Genomic DNA, 20528 nt, shown 5'->3' on the forward strand with positions numbered 1-20528 from the left:
GATGAAAAAGGCTGTCGCTGCGATCCTTGCAGCCACTCTTCCTCTCACCAGTGCATCGGCCGACGTTGGCAGTTCAATGGACTCGTTTCTGAACGACGTCGGAGGCGCAGCCAACATCAACGGGCCGACCGCGTTCCAGGGGCAGTCGGCTGGCTATTACAGCCTCGGCAATGTCTGGACGCGCTTTCCCCAGAAGACGACAAACATCGCCAACTTGCAGCTGCCGCGCGCCCGCGCAGGTTGCGGCGGCATCGATATCTTCGCCGGCTCGTTCAGCTTCATCAACGCGAGCGAGATCGTGGCAATGCTGAAGGCGGTCGCCAACAATGCGGTCGGCTTTGCCTTCAGCCTCGCGATCGACACGGTCTGCCCGGAATGCTCGAAAATTATGCAGGAGTTCAGCCAGAAGGCTCAGCTTATGAACAACCTCAACATCAACTCCTGCGAGATGGCTCAAGGATTGGTGGGCGGGATCTGGCCGAAGGGCGACCTTGCCGACAAGGCGGTCTGCGAAGCGATCGGCAACTCCGAGGGAATCTTCACCGACTATGCCGCGGCCAAGCACGGCTGCGGCACTAGGGGGCAGCGTTCGAGCACGACCGCGCAAGGCTCGGGCAAGTATGACGACGTCAATCCCGGCGTGCCGCGAAACTACACCTGGACGATCCTTAAGAAGTCGGCGTTCTTCTCGCCCGGAGGCCGCTTCGACAAAGAGCTCGCCGAATATGCCATGACGCTGCTGGGCACGATCATCTACGTGCCGCCCAAGGATGATGAACCGGGCAAGTTCGTGCCGATCGTCGGCGAAGCCTCGTCAACGCTCGTCACCTCGCTGCTCGATGGCACCACCAATGGCAATGTCCTGATCTTCGACTGCGACGAGACGGAGAAGTGCCTCAACCCAGGTTTCAAGTCGCTGAGCCTGCCCGCATCGAAAGCGCTGCGGCCGCGCGTCGCGGCGCTCATTGGCGGGATGGTTCAGGCGATCCGCGATGATACAGCGATCACCGAAGAGCAGAAGGAACTGCTGCAGGTCGCGTCGATCCCGCTCTACAAGATCCTGACCGTCCAGGCGGCCTATGGCCGCGGCATGCCGACCGACGACCGCGAGACCCTGGCCGAGATCGCCAGTGTCGACCTGCTGTTTGCCGTGCTCGACCGAATTGTCAGCGAGGCTGGCCGCTCAATGTCGAGCTTCATTGGGGCCGACGAAGCGAAGATCGCGATGTGGCAGAGCCAAGTCAATGTCGTGCGTCAGGCGCTGGCTGATCGGCAGGCCAACACGCATCTCAAGGTCAATGCGGTGCTGCAGATCATCGAGAAGACGGCGTTCATCGAGAACGTGCTGGCTGCCTCAATGTCTCCCGGCATGGCCGCATCGCTCGACTGGTCGCGCGGCGTCCAGAGCCGCGCCCTCACCCACTGACCGGGCCAACCACATCCAGGCGGGACAATAGACATGGTCGAGATTTTCACGGTCGGCGGCGGCGACTATCTGGTCAACGTCTTCCAGGCAGTCGCTGCCTGGACCGGCAATGGCGGCTACAAAAGCCTGCTCCAGGTGGTCATGGTGATGGGTCTTGGCCTTTCCGCCCTGACACTGGCATTCAACCAGGACTGGCGGGCGTGGATCAACTGGTTCCTGGGCGCCACGCTCATCTACTCCTGCCTGATGGTGCCGCGGCTCGATGTCCATGTGACCGACCGGCTCAATCCGAGCCTTGCGCCGGCCAATGTCAGCAATGTGCCGCTGGGCCTGGCTCTCATGGCGAGCTTTACCAGCCAGGTCGGCGATTATTTGACGGGCTCGGCCGAGGTGGTGTTCGGCCTGCCTGGCGATCTCAACTATTCAAAGAACGGCATGATCTACGGCGCGCGGCTCTACGATGCGACCCGGTCGTTGCGGATTTCCGATCCCGAGTTCGCCGCCAATCTCGATGAGCATTTCCGGCAGTGCGTGTTCTACGATGTCTTGCTCGGCCGCTACTCGATGAAGGAGCTGGCGGAGACGGGCGACATCTGGGCGACGATAGCCCCCGGCAGCCAGGCTCGCGCGCAACGGTTCCTGACACGCGATGCGACCACTGGCCAGGTGAGCTCGAACATCGTGACTTGCCGCGAGGCTTACGACACGCTCAATGCGCAGTGGGCCGGACTGGTCGATGCGATGGGTTCGGTATTCGGCCGACAGCTCTACCCCAACCAGACGGCCGCGCTAGCCAAAGCGAAGCTCTTCGCCGATCTGCCGGTCGCCTATCAGTACCTGACCGGGGTCTCGGCCAACGCGACCGAGATCTTCAAGTGCTGATTCCGACGATCCCGGCCGCCCATTCCGATCTGATCCCGGTCACTGTTCCGATATGATGCCGGCCGGGTGAAGCCAGATCGTGGGTAATTATTGGCATGCAGGTTTTGAGTGGGTCAAGCGGCTTGAGCGTGGAGATTTCGGCGCATGGATTCGCCGGAGAGTTCTAGGCGATGGGCGTTGTGAACGAGGCGATCGAGGATGGCATCGGCGTAGGTCGGGTCGCCGATCAGATTGAACCAGCTGGCTACTGGGAGCTGGCTGGTCACCAACGTTGATCGACGGCCGTAACGGTCTTCGAGGATTTCGAGCAGGTGATGACGGGCATTGCCGTCGAGCGGCTCAAGCCCCCAGTCGTCAAGGATGAGCAGGTCGACGCGCGCCAGGCTCTTCATTCGGGCCGCGATGCGGCCGTCACCCTTGGCCAGCGACAAGTCATCGATCAGGCGCGGTAGGCGGGTGTAGAGCACCGAGCGATTGTCCCGGCAAGCCTGGTGGCCGATTGCACAGGCAAGCCAACTTTTGCCGACGCCTGCTGGCCCGATAATCGCGCAGTTCTCGTGGGCGGCGATCCAGTTGCCCTTGAGCAGCATTTCGAACAACCGGCGGTCGAGCCCGCGCGCAGCGCGGTAATCGACGTCCTCGGGAACAGCGTGGTGCCGTAGCTTGGCGTGTCGCAGGCGCAGCGCGAGGCGCCGGTCGTTACGCCAGGTAGCCTCGTGATCGAGCAGCAACGCCAGCCATTCGGCGTGGTTCAGGCTGGCGGCATCGCCGTTGTTGTCGAGGTCGGCGAAGGCGTGCGCCATGCCGGTCAGGCCGAGCTGGTTCAATTGATCAAGGGTTGGGTGTCTGAGCATCATTGTTCCTCTCAATGGTAGTATTGGGAGCCCCGGATGTTGTCGTGCAGGATCGGCTCGCGCTCCGGGGCTTTGGACACGGGCACCTTGTCGAGCCCCTTTTCGAGGATCGATTTGACGGAAGGATAATTGCGCGCCTGGATCTCCAGAGCGCGGACCGCGGCGGCTTCAAGCCGATCGGCGCCGAAGCGCTTGGCCAAGCCGATGATGCCAAGGCACGAGCGGTATCCCTGTTCGGGATGCGGCCGATCGTTGATGATGCGCTCGACCAACAGCGACAGCATCGGCCCGATCCGGGCCGCCTCGTCGCGGATCTTCGCGGGCGTCCATTCCAGATAGCGCCGGTGGCTCGAGGGCATATGCTCGGGCACAGTCGTGTGCCGGCCATTTCCGCTGCCACGCATGTGAACGGCAATGCGCTCGCCGCCCAGGAAGATCTCGACAGTGCGTGCGGTAAAGCGGGCTTCTACCTCACGGCGGGCGAAGCGATGCGGCACCGAGTAGTGATGCTGCTCGAGCGCGATATGGTAGTCGAGCCCGACCCGGCAGCGCTTCCACTGGGCATGGACCCAGGGCTCGGCAGGCAGCGGTTTGAGGTTGGGCGCGTCAACCTCATCGAACAGTTCGCGCCGGGTCTTCTGGAACTGGCGTAGCACGCGCCGGTCGTTGAGATCGGCAAGGCACTCGGCAATGCCCGCATTGACCTCGGCCAGACTGTAGAAGATCCGGTTGCGCAGCCGGCCCAGCACCCATCTTTCGACGATGCCGACGCAAGCCTCCACTTTCGCCTTGTCTCTCGGCTTCCGGCTTCGTGTCGGGAGCACCGCCGTACCGTAATGGCGGGCGAGGTCGGTGTAGCTGCGGTTGACCATTGGATCGAAGTTGCAGGCCTTGATCACCGCGACCTTGGCATTGTCGGGCACCAGCAACCGCGGCACGCCGCCGAAGAACGCGAACGCGGCGTTGTGGGCCTCGGCCCAGTCAGCAAACTGCTCCGTCCAGGTCGCGCACGCGAACGACAGGCTCGAGCCGCCCAGCACCGCCACGAACAGATGCGCGGCGCGGATCTCGCCGGTCCGGCGGTTGATCACGACCGGGACAGTGTCGCCCGCGTAGTCGACGAACAGCTTCTCGCCGCCGGCATGGCTCTGGCGCATCACCAGCGACAACCGGCCTTCCCAGTTGCGGAACAGCTCGCACCAGCGACTGTACCGATAACCGTCGGGATGAGCGGCGATGTATTCTTCCCACAGGACCTGCAGCGTCACGTGCTTGCGCTTCAGCTCGCGTGCCACCACCGACCAGTCGGGCTCGGATTGCTTGCGTCTGCCCGGCTTTACCCCGGCAGGCCCATAAAGCCGGGCTTCCAGTTCCGCGTCGCTGATCTCGGCCGGAACCGGCCAGGAAAGCCCCGAGCGCTCGAAGCGGACCACCATGTCTCGCACCGTCGAGCGTGCAATGCCCATCATACGGGCCACCTCGCGCATCGGGACACAGCCTTCCCGGTGCAATCTCAATACTTCGCGCACATCGCGCATCTTCGGCCTCCTCGTCGGCATCCAGTCCTCCCGGCTCACACGCAGCCGCAAGGATGGCCCAACGATCAGGCTTCTCATCCCCCGGCAGGTGGCCGGGAATTAATCGGAATGCCGGCCGGGATCAGGTCGGAATGCCGGCCGGGATCAAATCGGAATGGTGGCCGGCATGACCTCGGAATCCGCATTCAAGCAGACGCTGACGATCAATGCGATGAGCCAGGCCATGCACTCGATGTCCGGCGGCAGCGGCGCGGGCAATGTCGACGTCTACGCCCAGACCCGAGCCGACATTCAGACCGAGCGGACCTATGGTTCGATTGCGAGCAACGCGATGAAGTGGGTCCCGCTCCTTAACGTCGTGCTGACGGTGCTGTTCTACGCCCTCTTCCCAGTGCTGTTTCCCCTATTCCTGCTTCCCAAGACGGGGCCGGTCGCACTCAAGGGCTATGTGACGGGCTTCTTCTATCTCGCGGCCTGGGGACCGCTGTTCGTCATCCTCCACATGATGCTGATGTACAAGGGCGCGGCTGACATGAGCGCGGTCACGGGCAGCAACGGCCTCAGCCTTGCTAGCTTCACTGGCATGGCAGACGTGAACAGCGATATTGGCCTGCTGGCAGGCTACCTCATCGCCTCGGTGCCGTTCCTCGCCGGCGGTGTAGCGAAGGGCGCGATGGCGATCTCGCACCATGCGACCAGCTACCTCAACCCGAGCCAGAACGCGGCGGAAGAAGCGGCCCGAGAGGCGAGCACCGGCAATGTCTCGCTCGGCAACACTAGCTTCGAAAACTCGAGTGTCCTCACCCGTCAGTTCGCCCAAGGCACTATTGCCCCAAGCTTCACCTATGGTGCACCGCAGACGCGAACGTTCAGCGACACCGGCTCGATGACAACAAGCTTCCCGGATGGCAGCTACGACCATATCCCGAACTCCAGTTATCCCTTTACGCCGACGCTGGGCCAGGAGTTCACATCGCGGCTTTCGACCATGGCGTCCCAAGCCCGCGCCAACAGTGAGACCTATGCTAATGTCGCAACGGAATCGACGACCAGCGCCGTCACGAAGTTCCGCGAGCTCAGGGACCAGTTCAGCCGAGGCGCATCCTTCGAGAGCGCGACCGGCACCTCGAACTCCGACAGCATCCAGACCGCATTCAGCGAGGTCGATCAGGCATCGACCAGTCTGCAGCGGCAATTCGGACTATCGCGCAGAGCAGCCGATGACATTTCAACGGCCTGGTTCCTCGGCGGCGAAGCCGGGGCAAAGGCCGGAATTTCAAATGGCGTGCTGTCTGGAAGCATCGGAGCGAAGGGCGGCGGGACACGTACATGGACCGACAGCGACATCGGCATCGCATCCGAAGACCGTTCCCGGATCTTTGGGAGCCTGTCCCAGATGTCTGACAGCCGCAATTGGTCGAGCACCCGCGATGGGTTCGTTCGCTCAGTGAGCACCTCGAGCAGCTCGTCGATCTCGACAACCGCAAGCGGCATGAATGCCTCTCTGACGGAAGCGCAGAGCTTCACTATCGAGGCTCGCCGAGCCGAGGAGCTTGCCAATCGTCTTGAGAGCCAGGCGTCGTTCTTTGAGGGCAACAGCGCTGCAGGCAATCTCAATCTGTCACAAGCCTACCGAGAATGGGGTCTCGCCGAGATCGAAAGCAACCGTGACTATTATGGCAACGCTCGGTTCGACGACGTCACTTTCCAGCTCAGTGCGGAAGGCCAAGCATTGCAGGCAAAATTCGTTGAAAGTTATGCCGAGCAGCTTCGCGACGGGATCGACGATCGCCTCGTACTCGCCCCCGGACTGCCCGTATCCCGACCGGCCATTTCAAGCCTGGGATCGGTGCGCGGCCGAGCACAGACCGGCGGCGGGGGTTCCGGTTCCGTACCACGTGTGGGTGCCGGCGACATCCATAAAGAGGTGCAAAGGGCTCAGGCGTCCGGTCGCCAGAAGATTGCCGGCTCTAGAGCACGTCTGGACGCGATCACCAAGGGAGCGCAAGGTGCCAGCGCCGAGGCAGCGGATGATGTGAAGGAGTGGTGACCTGCAACGGTCACCACAGGCCGAAGGACGCTCCAGCAAGAAACCCGAAAACTGCGCCAATAACGATGACGCCAATTATCGTCAGCTTTCGCCCCCATGGGTCGGCCCATGACTTCTTGATCCGATATTCCATCAGACGATTCTCGCGGAGCGCCTGATCAAGCTCCGACAGACCCTCCCAATTCCGGGAGGCAGGTCGGTTGCCAGGATCGATGTCAAAGTTGCTCATGATTGCATTCATCTCGCCGCTCCTTGGAACATAGCAGAAACGAGGACGGTAACCAGCAAAACATGCCCCGCTGCGGAGAGTGCGCAACCTCTCCTCCAATTCGTTCTAGGCCGTCACGTATCGGTGTCTTGATCGGGCAAGAGCAATATCTCGCTTCGGATGCCTGGACGGGTCATCATGTCCGCAACAGTCGGCAAACTTTGCGACATTGAATCAAGGAGATCAGCCTCGAGCGCCCGCATTTGCGAGATATCGATTTCAGGCGACTTCGGATTGTCCGAGCGACCTAACGTGTTCAATAGCTGAAGGACTTCCCAGTCTCGGAGAACATGGATCTGACCTGTTTTATCGCGCCAGGCACCTAGGATAATTTGGGTAACCGAGTGGTCCTGGCCAGTGACCTGATCCTCGACTGAGGCGACAAGCAATGGAGCGGGCAATCGCGTGCAGGTCGCCAGAGCCGATTGGAGGTTTTCCCCTTCCTTCAGCGCTCGATCGAAAAGCGTGTGCCCCACACCGACAAGACGGACTGGGCCTTCGCCATTGCCTAAGCGAGCATTGCGATCGAACAGCAGCCCCTTGTACCGATCCTGCATGGCGTAGTCTTCGTCGGCCCATTTCTCCGGCGTCAGAACGTCTAGACCATCGTCCCTCCGGAAAACGCGCCGCCCCTTCGATTCCATCATCATCGAGAAGAATCGTTCGAGATCCGGGAGATCAACCTGCGGAAGATTTCTTCCAACTTGGGCAAAGTCGAAGCGAGTGACATTGCCAAGCATGGTCTTGACCTTATCGACTAGGTCTTCTCCGCCAATCGTAGCAGATTCCCGGTCGAACCACCGATCGAGGCTTTCTCGCGGCTGGGTCTGGCCTGCAGCAAAAATCTTTTCAAAGGCGCTTGGACCAGTCATGCCAATGACGAGCTGGCTGATGTCTTCTCGCTCATCCATTGCCTCGTCCAAGGTGCGCTGGATTCGCTCGAGCTTGGCGTTCAGGAGGTCCCAAATGCGCGCCTCCACCGTGTCTGGGTTCCTCAGAATGAACACTTGAACCGGCCTTGTCTGACCGTAGCGCGACAGGCGGCCGACACGCTGATGAAGCCGCATGGGATTCCAGGGCATGTCGACATGAATGAGCGTCGCACAGCGCTCCTGAAGATCGATCCCTTCGCCCGCTGCCTCGGTTGAAACCAGAAAGCGGATCGTACCTTGGTTGAAAGCTTCCGCTGCCGCATCGCGCGACCAACTTTTCGGGCCCCGCGAACCGTCCGCCTTGGTGACTTCGTCCAAGCGTTCATCACCGTTGATGAAGCCGCAGCAACCGTGACCAAATCGAGCATGCAGGGCATCAACGACGAGAGCCTGGGTTGCTTTGTATTCGGTGAAGAGCAGCACTGGCTCGCCGGTGGGCAAATCGCTCTCGATGAGATCAACCAGTCGCTCGATCTTCCGCTCTTGCTGAATGGGTGCAGCCAACGCAAGCAGCTCATCCAGGCGAGCGATCTCGCCCTCCATCAGTTCGGCGAGCATCTTGCCCCACGCCTCTTCGTCAGCCCGCGCGCGATCGTCCAATGTCTCGTCGTCATCACCCTCCGATATGGACACAGAAGGCGTACGTGCCTGTTCAGCAACATCTGCGAGCTTGGCGCGGCGTTTGGTCAAGGCGCTTCGGATCGCAGCAATCGAACTCGCCGCAAGCTTCTGCAGCGCAATCAGCAAGAGCATTCTTGCCGACTGTGCCCGGCCATCGAGGGTCGATGCATATGCTCGCCCATCGATGATGAAGGCACTCAACGTTTCGTAGAATGCGCTTTCCGCAGCGCTAAAGGCGTACTCCCTTGTTTGCACTGTGACCGGCGTGAAAAGGCGGTTGCCTTTGAGATCGGTAACGGTCGCCTTGTTATTACGGATCATCACATCCGGAAGCTTGGCCAGTTGCTCGTCGATGTCGTGCTCAGGTCCGAACTGATCCGGATCGAGGAGGCTCAGCAATGACAGAAAGCCGAAGTCCTTGCCCCGATGTGGTGTGCCCGTGAACAGAAGAAGAGAACGAATTCTGTGCCGTTCCTCCAGCGCGCGAAGGAGCTGAAAGGAAAGGGTCTCTCCCGTGCGCTCATCCGCGTGCAAATGATGCGCCTCATCGACCACGACCGCGTCCCAAGGATCGGCCGCAAGAAACCGGCTACCTTCAGAGCGTCCGTCTGCAACTTCCCGGCGCAGCGTGTGGACCGACGCGACCACCATGTTTGCCGTATCCCAGAAATCCACAGCAGGTGTATCAACGGAGCGATCGTAGACCTGCAGGCGGATATCGAACATCTGCCGCAGGCGTTTCTGCCATTGGGGCACTAGCTTTGCTGGTGCCAATACCAGCAGGCGGCGAATTTGAGCCCGAGCAACCAGAGGCATGAGCACCAGACCGGCTTCGATCGTTTTGCCCAACCCCACGTCATCGGCCACCAACCAGCGGAACGGGAAAGTTCGATTAACCTTGTGACAAACCCAGAGTTGATGCGGGAGCAGCTGGACGCGTGATCGAGAAAACACCCCCCACTGATCGTTAACGGACCGGATTGCCATGGCGCTGGCCCGCATCAAAGTCTCGGCACTGTCGTCGAAAGTCCCGGTCGACAGCGCTTGATCTAGCGACCGAGCAAGCGTGAGTTCTGTGCGAAGAACCTGCTGGATCGTCGCGCCGAAACGCGCAACGACGAATTCTCCTGCATCGGCAATAACTTGCCCCAAGCCGTGGCGTGGGTGAGTGACTCTCGCGTCAGCGGCCAGTGTTTCAGGCATCGTCATCTTCTGCATCGTCCCAATTATTGTCTGGCCATTCGTCAACGTCTGCATCGTGAAGGATCGACACGAGGTCATCGCGGTGCTTGGCAAGTGTGATCACGTGCAATGGCAAATCACCATCGCCATCGAAATGAGCGGCTTCACCAATGCGACGCTCTACCGCTCCATACAGGGCACGTCCCTCGTCGATGCCACGCTCAAACTGGCCCATACCGAGCGTGTAAGCGAGGCGTCGGACGCGTTCCGCCGCACTCCAGCCATAAGGCATGATCTGCTCGAATTGTGCCTGAGAATAGATACCTTTGCGGCCCAATTCGCGCACAAGCCAGTTGGCGCCAATGCCAAGCGATCTTGCTAGAGGGGCAGCTTCAATGCCCATACGAGCGGCAACGTGAGAGAATGCCGGTCGCAAATGTCCGCGCAGGCTCACGTCACCCTCTTGGGCAACCACCGCAGGCAATTTGCGGAACAGTCTCTGGTAGCTTTCGAGATGCCGCGCGATCATGCATAGATCAGGAAGGCATCTGCGCCACATCAGGTAGTTTTCATCGGCATCTGGATCGCTCCAGGCTCGGAGGCGCTCGACAAAAGGCCTCAGCTCCTCGTCACAAGGGTCGATTGTCGCGAGTTCGTGCCACCAGCCATCTTGGATTGCCTTGGTAACAAACTGCCGGGATTGAGCCGGTTTAATCCTCCCCAGTGTCTGGAAGGTTGCGAGGGATAGCATGGTGAACCAGGCGGGCTTATCCCCGTCAGCGAGGGCTGCTGAGGAAAAATCTTCAGGATACACGGCTCGATCATAGGCAGCCCGCAAATCCTGGCATGATCTCCACGCTCTCCAGATTGCGGAGGCAGCACAATGTCGCGGCCAATTCCTCACCATCGAGGATATCTGAGATCGCACCGTCAGGGTGCCAGTTCGTATCTGACAGGCACAGCGCGGCCCCGGGACGCAGATGTGGAGTGCGCAGCGGAAGGAACAGCGCCATGCCCCGCTCCATGCCTAGCGCCGCTGCCTTATCGAGTAACATCTTGGCTTCGGTGGCAGAAAGCTGAGGCCAGTCGCGATGTGCCGCATTAGCTTCAGCAACCTGTTCCCATGGGTTCATAATCAGCGTTTGCGGTCGGCCTTCGCGATCCTCCACCCGGCCAAGCGCAATGAATGCGTCGCACAGATGATAGACTGATTTTTGTCCTAGACCGAACCGCCCCACTGCCGACCGTTCATCCGCTTTGCTCCCGCCGCTGGCGCGGGTGATCGCGTCCATATGCCGGGCAAGGACGGGACCATCATTTGCGATAATCAGCCCAGGGGTTCGCAACAGCGGGTTAGTCGCTTCATCGAACCCAGCGTGACCGGCCACGACCATCCGGCGAGCACCCGCGTCTTCGGCGTTCTGGAGCAGCTCCTTGAAGATCGTAAAGCCCGAGGCATACCCCTCCCGCAAAATCTGCTGTAGGCGAAGAATGTCGCTTTCAGCTGAATGCACCAAGCCACTAGCCTGTCTTATTCACCGCGGCGGGTGAGAGGGTTGGCGGGAGTGGCGTAAGCGATTGCTTTGCAGTAGGAAAATGGGTGTCTAGACCAGTCCTTCAGCGAGGCAATTTATGCCACGGACCACACCCGCCGGGAGCGATGATAGCGCACCGGGATTTTCGTTTCCAGCGGTTGGCGGCAAGAAGGTCACAACCGCGTTCGACGGTGGCCGGCTGACCTCTGACGGCGGCGTTCTGCTGCTGGCGCAGGCCGAGCGCGCGATGGGGATCTGCCGGCAGCTTGCTGCGTGCATCGCCGATCCGCGTGACCCGACGCGGGTGATCCATCGCCTCGATGACATTCTGCGTGCCCGTGTGTTCGCGATCACGTGTGGCTATGAGGACGCCGATGATCTCGATGCCCTGCGCGACGATCCGGGCTTCCGCCTGGCGCTGGGCAAGTTGCCGGGATCGGGCGCGGGGCTGGCCAGCCAACCGACGATGAGCCGCTGGGAGAATGCACCGACCACGCGTGAACTGGCCCGGATGATGGTCGCGATGATCGGCGTTTACTGTGCCAGCTATCCGGCCCCACCGGCGGCGGTGACGCTGGATATCGATGACACGTGTGATGTCGTGCACGGCTATCAGCAGCTCTCGTTCTGGAACGGACATCACGGTGAGCGCTGCTTCCTGCCGATCCATGTGTACGATACCGCGAGCGGGCGGCCGGTGGCGATGCTGCTGCGCACTGGCAAGACGCCGTCGGGTGCCGAAGGTGCCGGCCACATCCGGCGCCTGGTGCGTCATATCCGCCAGCACTGGCCCGATACCCACATCACCATCCGCGGCGATGGGCACTACGCCCGTCCCGAGATCATGGCGTTCTGCGAGGCGGCCGGGGTCGATTACGTGTTCGGCTTGCCGACCAACGCCGCGCTGCGGGCCGATCCGGCCATCGTTGCCGTCGCCGATGCCTGCGCGGTCAAGCGGGCCCAGGCCCAACATCCGGTCCTGCGCAACTATGTCGAGACCCGCTACGGCGCCAAAAGCTGGAAGAGCCAACGCCGCGTCGTCGCCCGGATTGAGGCCAGCACGCTGGGCATGGACATCCGCTATGTCGTCACCTCGCTGACAGAAGGCTCGCCCGAGCACATTTACGACACGCTCTATTGCGCGCGCGGCCAAGCCGAAAACCTGATCAAGCGCCACAAGACCCAGTTGGCCAGCGATCGCACCTCGTGCCGCTCGGCCAATGCCAACCAGATGCGCCTCATCCTGCATACCGCCGCCTACTGGCTGATGTGGCGCGTCCAGCAGGCCATCCCCAAGGCCACCTCTCTGGCCACTGCCGAGTTCGCAACGCTGCGCCTGCGGCTGCTCAAGGTCGCCGCCCGCGTCATCGAGACCGCCTCGCGCATCCGTGTCGCCTTCGCGTCAGCATGCCCCGACGCCGGCGTGTTCAAAGCCATCGCCACCAGTCTCCGGCCAGCGCCGACATAGCCAGCGCGGCTGTGCCGCACAAAGCCCGAGCCATCGCCCATCAACCTCGAAAAGCCATCGGTTTTGCTGCGGCGAAAAACGCCGCCGAAACCGCGCGCCCGGATCACGCGGCCACCGACACATCAAACCCGGCACGCCCCAGTGCAGCGGGCTCATGAATAAGCCGGGCTAGATTTGATCTCCATCTCGGCTCCGTTAGTTCCGAGTGCGTCAAAACCGGTCGCGCTTCCCTCGGTCACATGCCACACTTTGGCAACTTAGAACTTTGGTTCGGGATCACCCGCAGGACTGCTATTTTCAGCCTCCTCCCAGTCAGCGTACGTCCTACCATCCGACAGCCGCCATAGAATTCGGCCGTTAGCTGCAGCACCGGTCACAGTGGCAGCAGCGGCCGACACAGATGCAAAAATATAGTCTGATGTGAAGAGGAGGCCGTCGTTCTGTTCGACCAGAATGCCCTTAGCGAGTAGGTCGGAACGTAAGGAGGCAGTCCCCTTGGGAATTGTATTCGTAGTTTTTATCCGGGCAATAGATCCCTTCTTCACAACGAACTCGCTGCTGGCAGTGATCGACATTTGAGCAGCAAAGCCTTGTCCACGATACGCGAAAATAACATTTGAAGCGGATGGCGACGCCGGGATTTCCAATTTGTTACCATTGGTCAGGTCGCCCGAGACGACCTTGAACAGATCACAGCCGAGAGCACCAACCAGCGTCTTTGTCTGGTCGATGAACTCTTCCATGGCTGCCCGGTCCGGCAGCGGTAGCTTGCCGACCTCGCTTGCCTTCTGGGAATTAAGCAGGGTCCAACGTGGATTGAGCCCTGCATCCGCGATCAGCCTAGCTTCAACATAGCGGGCATGAGATTTGGTGAGGTTTTCGTCCTTACTGACCAAGACAATGGTCTCGGTCCAGAAGGGTTTGCTATCTACGCCTTTGTCATTACCGGCATGGTATTGCAGCCGATTGGCCACGCCCTCGGATTCGCCGATATAGGCCATGAGACGATCTGGCTGCGCCTCATCGAAGCCGAGCAGCAGGTAAACGCCCGGCCGAGCTAATTCAGGGAACGTGGCTCGAACCTGCTTCATCTGTAGTTTTCGGAACGCGATCGCCTGGATCGTCGACATTGATATCTGAGCAACCCGGATGCCATCTGGGTCGCCATCCAGGAGAAAGATGTTGATGGAGCGGGGCTTCACGATGGCCTACCGCTCGTCGGAGGAACACCTTGGACTACTAATTCCATCAGTTTCCCGTAGTCAGTAACCACATCGTACTTAACTCGAACTTCGGTAATCCGCCCGTTAATCTCATCAAAGAATTTTCGAGCACATTCGATCTTCGTCTTTTCGATTTCCCGCAGCTTCATCGAAGACATCGTGCCTTTGGTTTCCGCTACGAAGTAGATGTGTCGCACGTTGCCGGCTCTGAATGATATTGCCCAGTCCGGATTGTAATCGCCGACCGGGGTTGGAATCAGGAATCCGCGCGGGAGCTTGGCGTACACGACGACCTCGGTACTCGTGTCCAGCTCTTTAACGAATTCTCTTTCGACATCCGAATCCGTGATCGCATAGTCATAGACATGGTTCTTGAGTTTCGCAGAAGCGCGTGAGAAGTCCTGGCCGGTCTGGTTAGCAGTGAAGATGTCGACGTCGTAACGCTCCTCGACTTCGTCGTAGGCCAAGCGCTCAATGACCATGGCAGCCTTCTGCTCGGTAATGATACGCGAGGCTTCGGTGATGAAGTGTTCAGGGTTCATCTTGAACTGCCCGAATACCGCCGGCTCAGTCTGGCCAAGGATGGTTGCGGCGGTATCTCTGGTCAGCTGCGCGCTTTCGGCGACTTTTCCGACAAGGTCATATTTCACCAGTGAATGGATGGAGCCTCCCTGTTCGGTAGTCGTGGTCGTAACCGTGAAGCCATCGCCGGTGCGGAGCTGGTCGTCGGTCAGGCCGTCGTTCTGTTTGCCTTCCTGAATCGTGTATTGCAGCGGCGTAACGCGCAGTTGGCTGTCCAGCGCGTTCACGCACTTCCTGACAAGTTCCGAAGAATCGAACTCCACACGGTATACCGCTTTGCGATTGATCCGCGCCCACAGTTCCTGGAACTCCTTCTTATCGAAGTTCGCATTGAGCGGATTGGTCTTGGGCTTGCGGCCATCACCCACCTTGGGCAACTGCGCGTCGCTGAACACGCTGTCGATCAGCTGGAATACCTGATCCGCATAGGGTTTTAGCTCCTCCGGCAATTCCGCCAGCGCACCGGCGGCTTTGGCGTCGTGGTAGGTGCCTGCAATCTGGTCCGCATTGTCGGTGTAGTCATTCTTCACCAGATAGCGGTAAATTTGCTTCGCCATTGCGCCGGTCACCTCAACCGGGCCCTGCTCGGTGGTGATCGTCTTGCCCGTGAAATAGGCCTCGGTCGCCTGGCGCGGACGCGAGGACAAGGTCTCCGCGATCTCCCTCTGCAATCCTGCGACGAAATCTTTGTAGCTTTCGCTGGCCACCACGGTCAGCACGTTGATATCGTGGACCACGGCCGGGTGATCCATGCGGTCGCCATGCTGGTCGACACTCAACCGCAGTCCTCGACCGACTTCCTGACGGCGCGAAATGGTATTGTCGCTGTGCTTTAGCATGCACATGACAAAGACGTTCGGGTTATCCCACCCCTCGCGCAGCGCTGAGTGCGAGAAAATGAACCGGACGGGTTCGGCGAAGGAAAGCAGGCGCTCCTTGTCCTTCAGGATCAGGTCGTAGGCGTCCACGTCGTCAGAATCGACCGAGCGGGCCCCAACAGCTGGATCCTTGAGGCGGTTCGTCTTCTTGTCGATTGAGAAATAGCCATTGTGGGTCCTGGCCGGGTCTATGCCGGCAAGGTACTTCCGATACGCCTCATTATCGATGGCAAGCTCCGACAGGTACTCGGCCTTCAGCAACTCGTATTCTTCCTCGAAGACCCGGGCATATTCGCCTTTCTCATCGGCATGGTCGTAGTCCCGGTACTTCACCACCTCGTCGATAAAGAACAGCGACAGGACCTTGATGCCCTGGGCAAATAGCTGCTTTTCCTTGTCGAAATGCGCCTTGATCGTCTCGCGGATCTGGATGCGACGGATGTCGCGCTCAGACACATCGCCGTTGGCTTCGCCTGCATTCAGCACGATGCCGTTTGTGAACTCGACCGTGTCGATGTTGTAATCGATCTGGCTGATTGTAAACCCGCGATACTGATCCAGTTCGCCGGACTCGACGAACAGGTCGTCACGGAATTCCAGTCGCCGAATCTGGCGCTTAATCTCGCCGGACTTCAGCTTCACCTCGAGTTCGATGCGGGCGACCGGGGCCCTCTTCGAGATGTCGATCCCTTCGAGGTAGAGGTAGGCGTTGGTGCCAGCCAATCCGCGCGTCTGAATCCCGCGCACGGCTATCTTTTTCACCAGCTTCTGGTTGTATGCATCCAGCGCATCAAGGCGATGGATGCGGTTGTGCTGGGTTTTATGTGTCGCCGAATAGCGCAAGATCATCAGCGGCTTGAACTTCGGCAACGCTTCCATCGTTGCCGCACCTTCCATCTTCTGCGGCTCGTCCAGGATCAGGATCGGCCGGTTGGACGCGATGACGTCGATGGGTTTGCGCGACTGGAAGTCGTCCAACTCTTCATAGATGCGGCGGTTGTCTGCGCCGCGTGCGGCAAACGCCTGGATGTTGATCACCATGACGTTGATACCCGCATCGGAGGAGAAGCTCTCCAGCTCGTGCAGGCGTTTGGAATTGTAGATGAAGAACCGGGCTTTCTTGCCATAGGTCTCCGTGAAGTGATCGGCGGTAATCTGGAGAGACTTGTAAACGCCTTCACGGATGGCGATCGAGGGCACCATGATGATGAACTTCGACCAACCGTATCGCTTGTTCATCTCGAAAATGGTCTTGATGTAGCAGTAGGTCTTGCCGGTGCCGGTTTCCATCTCGACGTCGAGGTGCACGCGGGTCGCGGCCAGCGCGTCGCGTCGATAGGTCGCCGGTGTGGGCACGCGCTGATTGTGCCGGTCGAGCACCATGAACTCGTCCAGTCGCTGAGCGACAGGCAGGTTCTGGCGGCGTTGAACAGCCTGGATGTTTTCGAGGATCTGAGCCTCGCTCAGCGCGAAATCGGCGTTTTTGAACCCTTCCTCGAAAGCGGCCGCCTGTGCCTTCTGGCCAGGGTCGATGCGATAGGTCAGACCATCGACCTTCGGCTGGCCCGCGAAACAATCGACCACCGCTTCAACAGCATTGGTCTGGTAAGGCTGGACCTTGAATTTCAGCTTCATGGGTGCAGCCTCAGATTGCTTTGACGTCGGTTGACGGCGAGAGCTGGCGGAAGATCTGCTCAACGTTGATCTTCACCGCGTCCGAGACAAAGCCGTTGTCGCGGAAGACGACCCGCAAAGGCTCGCGCTTCGCCAACTCCTTGACCAGTTCCTCGGTCACGCCACGATCAAAACAGGCGACCAGGGCGTTGTCGTCGACGAAGAATACCGTCTTGTTTTGTACAGTTTCGCGGCGGATCGGCAGCGTCAGGTCAACGCCCCAGTCGACCAGAACCTGAAACAGCAGGTCTTCGGATGTGCGGTCTTCCTTAACATTATCGACCATGTCGAGCAGGTCGGACTGCTTCAACTCGTCAGGGCGGTAGTAGACGTCTTTCATGTTCGACGTATCCACCTTGAGCACTCGGAAGCCGACGTCGCGGTTCCAATCTGGGTGGCATTCGCCTTCGAGGACTTTCTTTCCGGCGCGACGGATGCGGTCCTTGCAAAGGTCAGCAATGGTCGAGTAGCCGGCCGCCCGAGCCAAGCTATCTTCGGCAGTATCTTCCGGAATTTGAACACTTATGCATTGGCGGTTTCCACCTTGCGTGGCGTTTGCGTAGAAAACTCCATGCGGTGTCGATCCAGAGCCTGCGAAAAAATCCATTATGATATCGTCGGGGCCGGAAAGATAATTCACTAAAAGGGAAATATCTTTATAATTCTTTGGGTTCTCAAAGACACGAGACCCGTCGAATAGCTGCTCAAACTCCAGTGTGGCGGTTTGGGCATAGCTATATCTTACGGAAGTTAAGACCTGATCATTGTTTTCAAATAGGTTTGTCCGTACTCGAGGAACTGTAGTTTCATCGGGTCCAAAAACAATACGGCCCTTATCGACCTCTTCGTCGAAGCGCTTTTTTGTTGGATACCGCCAACCGCTCTTGGGCAACTTGCACGGCTTACCTGTGAGCGGGTGCAGCACTTCGTATGTGGGTCCGCCTCCGCCCGGCCAGTTGATGTTACCATCATCCCGATATGGGCCTTTTTCATCTACCTTGGTAAAACGAGCTAACGGGAGTCTGGCGTCATCTTCCTCAAAGGTTCTGTAAAATTCTCTCAGGCCGGAGGAAATAGCGGCCCAGTCCTCCCCGTGCTCTTTCCGTAGATCGGAAAATAACTCCCTTACCTCTGCGACGCCTTCCTTCGGGGCTCGGAGTTTGATTTCGTGATCCTTAAGCTCTTGTACGGATTTGACATAAACGAGCATGTACTCGTGACCTACTGAAAAATATTTAGCATCATTCTTGCGATTGCGGTCCCAAACCAAAGCAGCGATGAAGTTTTCCTCTCCGAATATCTCGTCCATAATCCTCTTCAGGGAATGGCATTCGATATCATCGATGCTGACTGCAATGAATCCATCGTCCCGCAATAGATTTCGCGCGAGTTTTAACCGCGGATAAATCATCGACAGCCAGTCAGAGTGAAATCGGCCGTTGGACTCAAGATTCGCAACGAGCTTGTTTCCACCGCTGTCAGATTGCATCGATTTTTGGAAAAAAGTGCGCGTGTCTACTGAGAAGTCATCGTCGTAAACGAAGTCCCCACCAGTATTATAAGGAGGATCAATGTAGATAAACTTGACAGATCCCAAATACGGGACCTGAAGAAGTTTCAGGGCATCAAGATTGTCGCCCTCGACAAATAGATTTCGAGTTCGGTCGAAGTTGACACTATCGTTCGCGGTTGGACGAAGCGTTTTGGCAATCGGCGCATTCGCTGCGGCCAGAGACTCCCGTTTCCCTGGCCAGTCCAGCCGATACCGCTCCTGCGGGCCTTCCACGATCTGGTCGCTTAACTCCTGACGCAGCTGATCGAAATCCACGGCCAAACGCACCGCACCCGTCGCCTCGTCGCGCGCCTCGGTCACGCAGCCGGGGAACAGGACGCGAATCTTGGCGATGTTGTCCTGGCTCAGGTCGGGGCTATACATCTTCAGCTTATCCATGATCGTCCTCTTGGTATTTCGACGCAGCAGTGTTGGCGATCCCCGCTGTGAGCCTCTCCAGCTCCTGTTTGGCCGCGCGCAGCTCAGCATTTATCGTCACACGCTTGTTGAATTGCTTCTCGCGAGCCAGTAGCGCTTTAAATCGATCGACTTCGCGAGTTTTGGCTTTGATAGCCTCCGCCTGCGCGATGCGCGCTTCCAGCGAGATGGGTTCTTCCTGTGCGGTCGCACTGCCGGGAGTTGCCGGACTGTCGCCTGTGCCGGGGATCAGGCGGGCCGTCTGCCCCTCAACCAAAGAGCTCAGAAGCCGCTCATAAAGCGCCCCAAGGTTTAGCGCCACCGGCAAGGACGCTCGGGAGGCATCCTCGGGTAGCCAGTCACCCTCGAAATAGTCGCCCACCACCCAGCGCGAGCTGTCCGCCTCGCTAGGCGGCGTGGACAAATTTGAGCCAGTATCTGGCGGTGGCGAGATGGACCATGCCGAGGAAGCTGTTGGCAAGCTGGTCGTAGCGGGTGGCGATGGCGCGGTTGATTTTGAGATGGCCGAACATGCGCTCGATGCGGTTGCGCTGCTTGTAGAGCGTTCGATCATGCTCGATCTTGACGCGGCGGTTTGACCGGCCGGGGATGACGGCAGCAATCTTCCGCTCGGCAAGATCCGCACGAATGGCATCAGCGTCATACCCCTTGTCCGCCAACAAAGCGTCGGGCGTGCACTCGGGCAGATCGATCAAAGCATCATACGCCTTGCAGTCCGCTGCCTCGCCACCTGTTAGGTGGAAGGCAACTGGTCGTCCGAGGGCATCAGCCAAGCAGTGAAGCTTACTGGTGAACCCGCCCCGCGAGCGGCCAAGAGCGCGTCGATGAGTCCCCCTTTTCCGCCCGCTGCCGAAACGTGGGCGCGGACTGTTGTGCTATCGATGCTGTAGTGGCCGCTGTCAGCCATGATTTCGGCGAGCGTAACCGCAACGGTCTCCCAAACACCAGCCTCACTCCAGCGTCGAAACCGCCGATAGATCGTGTTCCAACTGCCGTATTTCGGTGGTACATCGCGCCACGGTGCGCCGCAACGGAGCCGCCAGAGTATGCCGTTGACGACAGAACGGTTCTGCTCCGGCCGCCTGCCTCGACCGCGATTTTCAGGCTCGATTGGCAACAAGCCCTTCAAAATTCGCCATTCTGCTTCGGTGAGATCGCCCCGGCTCAAATCTGCCTCCAAAAAGCAGGCTTGAATCAACGACTGGCCATCGCGTCAATCGCGTTCCCAAACACCATGCAGAAATCGGTGTTTTTACGGCCACCTCGCGATAGATTACGCCGCATGAGGAAAGTGACCCGACGGGATTGGCTTGCGCTATCTGCTCCGGCCGTTGTCAGTATTCTGGTGGCCTATTTTCATGGTCATCAGAAGGGATGGGGTGCTGGTATAGCTACCGGAGCAATCATGTTTTCGTTCGCCGTTTG

General features: G+C 59.2%; 13 protein-coding genes and 2 pseudogenes. 4 read left to right on the top strand and 11 right to left on the bottom strand.

What is annotated here, in order from left to right:
- Nucleotide 1: 1 nt before the first annotated feature.
- Together F1640_RS02230 and F1640_RS02235 are read left to right on the top strand one after the other, a co-directional pair.
- The gene (locus F1640_RS02230) at nt 2–1426 is read left to right on the top strand and encodes a conjugal transfer protein TraH (RefSeq protein WP_194917527.1); all 1425 of its coding nucleotides are present in this window, start codon (nt 2–4) and stop codon (nt 1424–1426) included.
- Between the two features lie 33 nt (nt 1427–1459).
- Nucleotides 1460–2302 (top strand): annotated as a pseudogene (locus tag F1640_RS02235) (conjugal transfer protein TraG N-terminal domain-containing protein); the annotation flags it as partial.
- Between the two features lie 119 nt (nt 2303–2421).
- Here F1640_RS02235 and istB read toward each other — a convergent pair.
- Nucleotides 2422–3162 carry an IS21-like element helper ATPase IstB gene (istB, locus tag F1640_RS02240; RefSeq protein ID WP_194921074.1) on the bottom strand — a complete coding sequence of 247 codons (741 nt, stop codon included), beginning with the start codon at nt 3160–3162 and terminating at the stop codon, nt 2422–2424.
- 11 nt (nt 3163–3173) lie between these two features.
- Nucleotides 3174–4700, bottom strand: a complete 1527-nt coding sequence (istA, locus tag F1640_RS02245; RefSeq protein WP_194917528.1) for an IS21 family transposase — start codon at nt 4698–4700, stop codon at nt 3174–3176.
- Between the two features lie 172 nt (nt 4701–4872).
- Between istA and F1640_RS02250 the strand changes: the two are divergent.
- Nucleotides 4873–6750, top strand: a pseudogene (locus F1640_RS02250) (conjugal transfer protein TraG N-terminal domain-containing protein); the annotation flags it as partial.
- A gap of 10 nt (nt 6751–6760) precedes the next feature.
- On the opposite strand, the gene F1640_RS02255 reads toward F1640_RS02250, so the two are convergent.
- The 4 genes from F1640_RS02255 to F1640_RS02270 all read right to left on the bottom strand — a co-directional run bounded on the left by F1640_RS02255 (nt 6761) and on the right by F1640_RS02270 (nt 11267).
- Nucleotides 6761–6991, bottom strand: coding sequence for a hypothetical protein (locus F1640_RS02255; protein ID WP_194917530.1), 231 nt, complete (start codon nt 6989–6991; stop codon nt 6761–6763).
- Between the two features lie 101 nt (nt 6992–7092).
- Nucleotides 7093–9828: a DEAD/DEAH box helicase gene (locus tag F1640_RS02260; RefSeq protein ID WP_194917532.1), complete on the bottom strand. Its 2736-nt coding sequence runs from the start codon at nt 9826–9828 to the stop codon at nt 7093–7095.
- Complete coding sequence (locus F1640_RS02265) at nt 9767–10567, bottom strand: hypothetical protein (protein WP_194917534.1); 801 nt, start codon at nt 10565–10567, stop codon at nt 9767–9769. Before F1640_RS02265 ends, F1640_RS02260 begins: the two co-directional genes overlap by 62 nt.
- Before the next feature lie 7 nt (nt 10568–10574).
- On the bottom strand, nt 10575–11267 hold the full coding sequence (locus F1640_RS02270) for a sacsin N-terminal ATP-binding-like domain-containing protein (RefSeq protein WP_375336196.1): 693 nt from the start codon (nt 11265–11267) through the stop codon (nt 10575–10577).
- Nucleotides 11268–11385: 118 nt separating this feature from the next.
- Between F1640_RS02270 and F1640_RS02275 the strand changes: the two genes are divergently transcribed.
- A complete protein-coding gene (locus F1640_RS02275; RefSeq protein ID WP_066763960.1) occupies nt 11386–12756 on the top strand; it encodes an IS1380 family transposase in 1371 nt (456 codons plus the stop codon).
- Nucleotides 12757–13013: 257 nt separating this feature from the next.
- Here the strand turns inward: F1640_RS02275 and F1640_RS25760 are convergent, their stop codons facing one another.
- The 5 genes from F1640_RS25760 to F1640_RS02300 form a co-directional block, all read right to left on the bottom strand.
- Nucleotides 13014–13958: a GIY-YIG nuclease family protein gene (locus tag F1640_RS25760; protein ID WP_194917539.1), complete on the bottom strand. Its 945-nt coding sequence runs from the start codon at nt 13956–13958 to the stop codon at nt 13014–13016.
- A complete protein-coding gene (locus F1640_RS02285) occupies nt 13955–17074 on the bottom strand; it encodes a type III restriction-modification system endonuclease (protein ID WP_194917541.1) in 3120 nt (1039 codons plus the stop codon). Before F1640_RS02285 ends, F1640_RS25760 begins: the two co-directional genes overlap by 4 nt.
- A gap of 10 nt (nt 17075–17084) precedes the next feature.
- Complete coding sequence (locus F1640_RS02290) at nt 17085–19064, bottom strand: site-specific DNA-methyltransferase (protein WP_194917544.1); 1980 nt, start codon at nt 19062–19064, stop codon at nt 17085–17087.
- On the bottom strand, nt 19057–19563 hold the full coding sequence (locus F1640_RS02295) for a DUF4391 domain-containing protein (protein ID WP_255530170.1): 507 nt from the start codon (nt 19561–19563) through the stop codon (nt 19057–19059). Before F1640_RS02295 ends, F1640_RS02290 begins: the two co-directional genes overlap by 8 nt.
- Nucleotides 19490–20271, bottom strand: a protein-coding gene (locus F1640_RS02300; RefSeq protein WP_202804794.1) for an IS5 family transposase whose coding sequence is annotated in 2 segments (ribosomal slippage) — nt 19490–19947 and nt 19947–20271 — 783 coding nt in all. Because the reading frame shifts where the segments join, the coding sequence is not laid out codon by codon here. Before F1640_RS02300 ends, F1640_RS02295 begins: the two co-directional genes overlap by 74 nt.
- Nucleotides 20272–20528: the final 257 nt, after the last annotated feature.

It is taken from the genome of Novosphingobium sp. NBM11 (assembly GCF_015390225.1).
In the GTDB taxonomy this organism is placed as follows: domain Bacteria; phylum Pseudomonadota; class Alphaproteobacteria; order Sphingomonadales; family Sphingomonadaceae; genus Novosphingobium.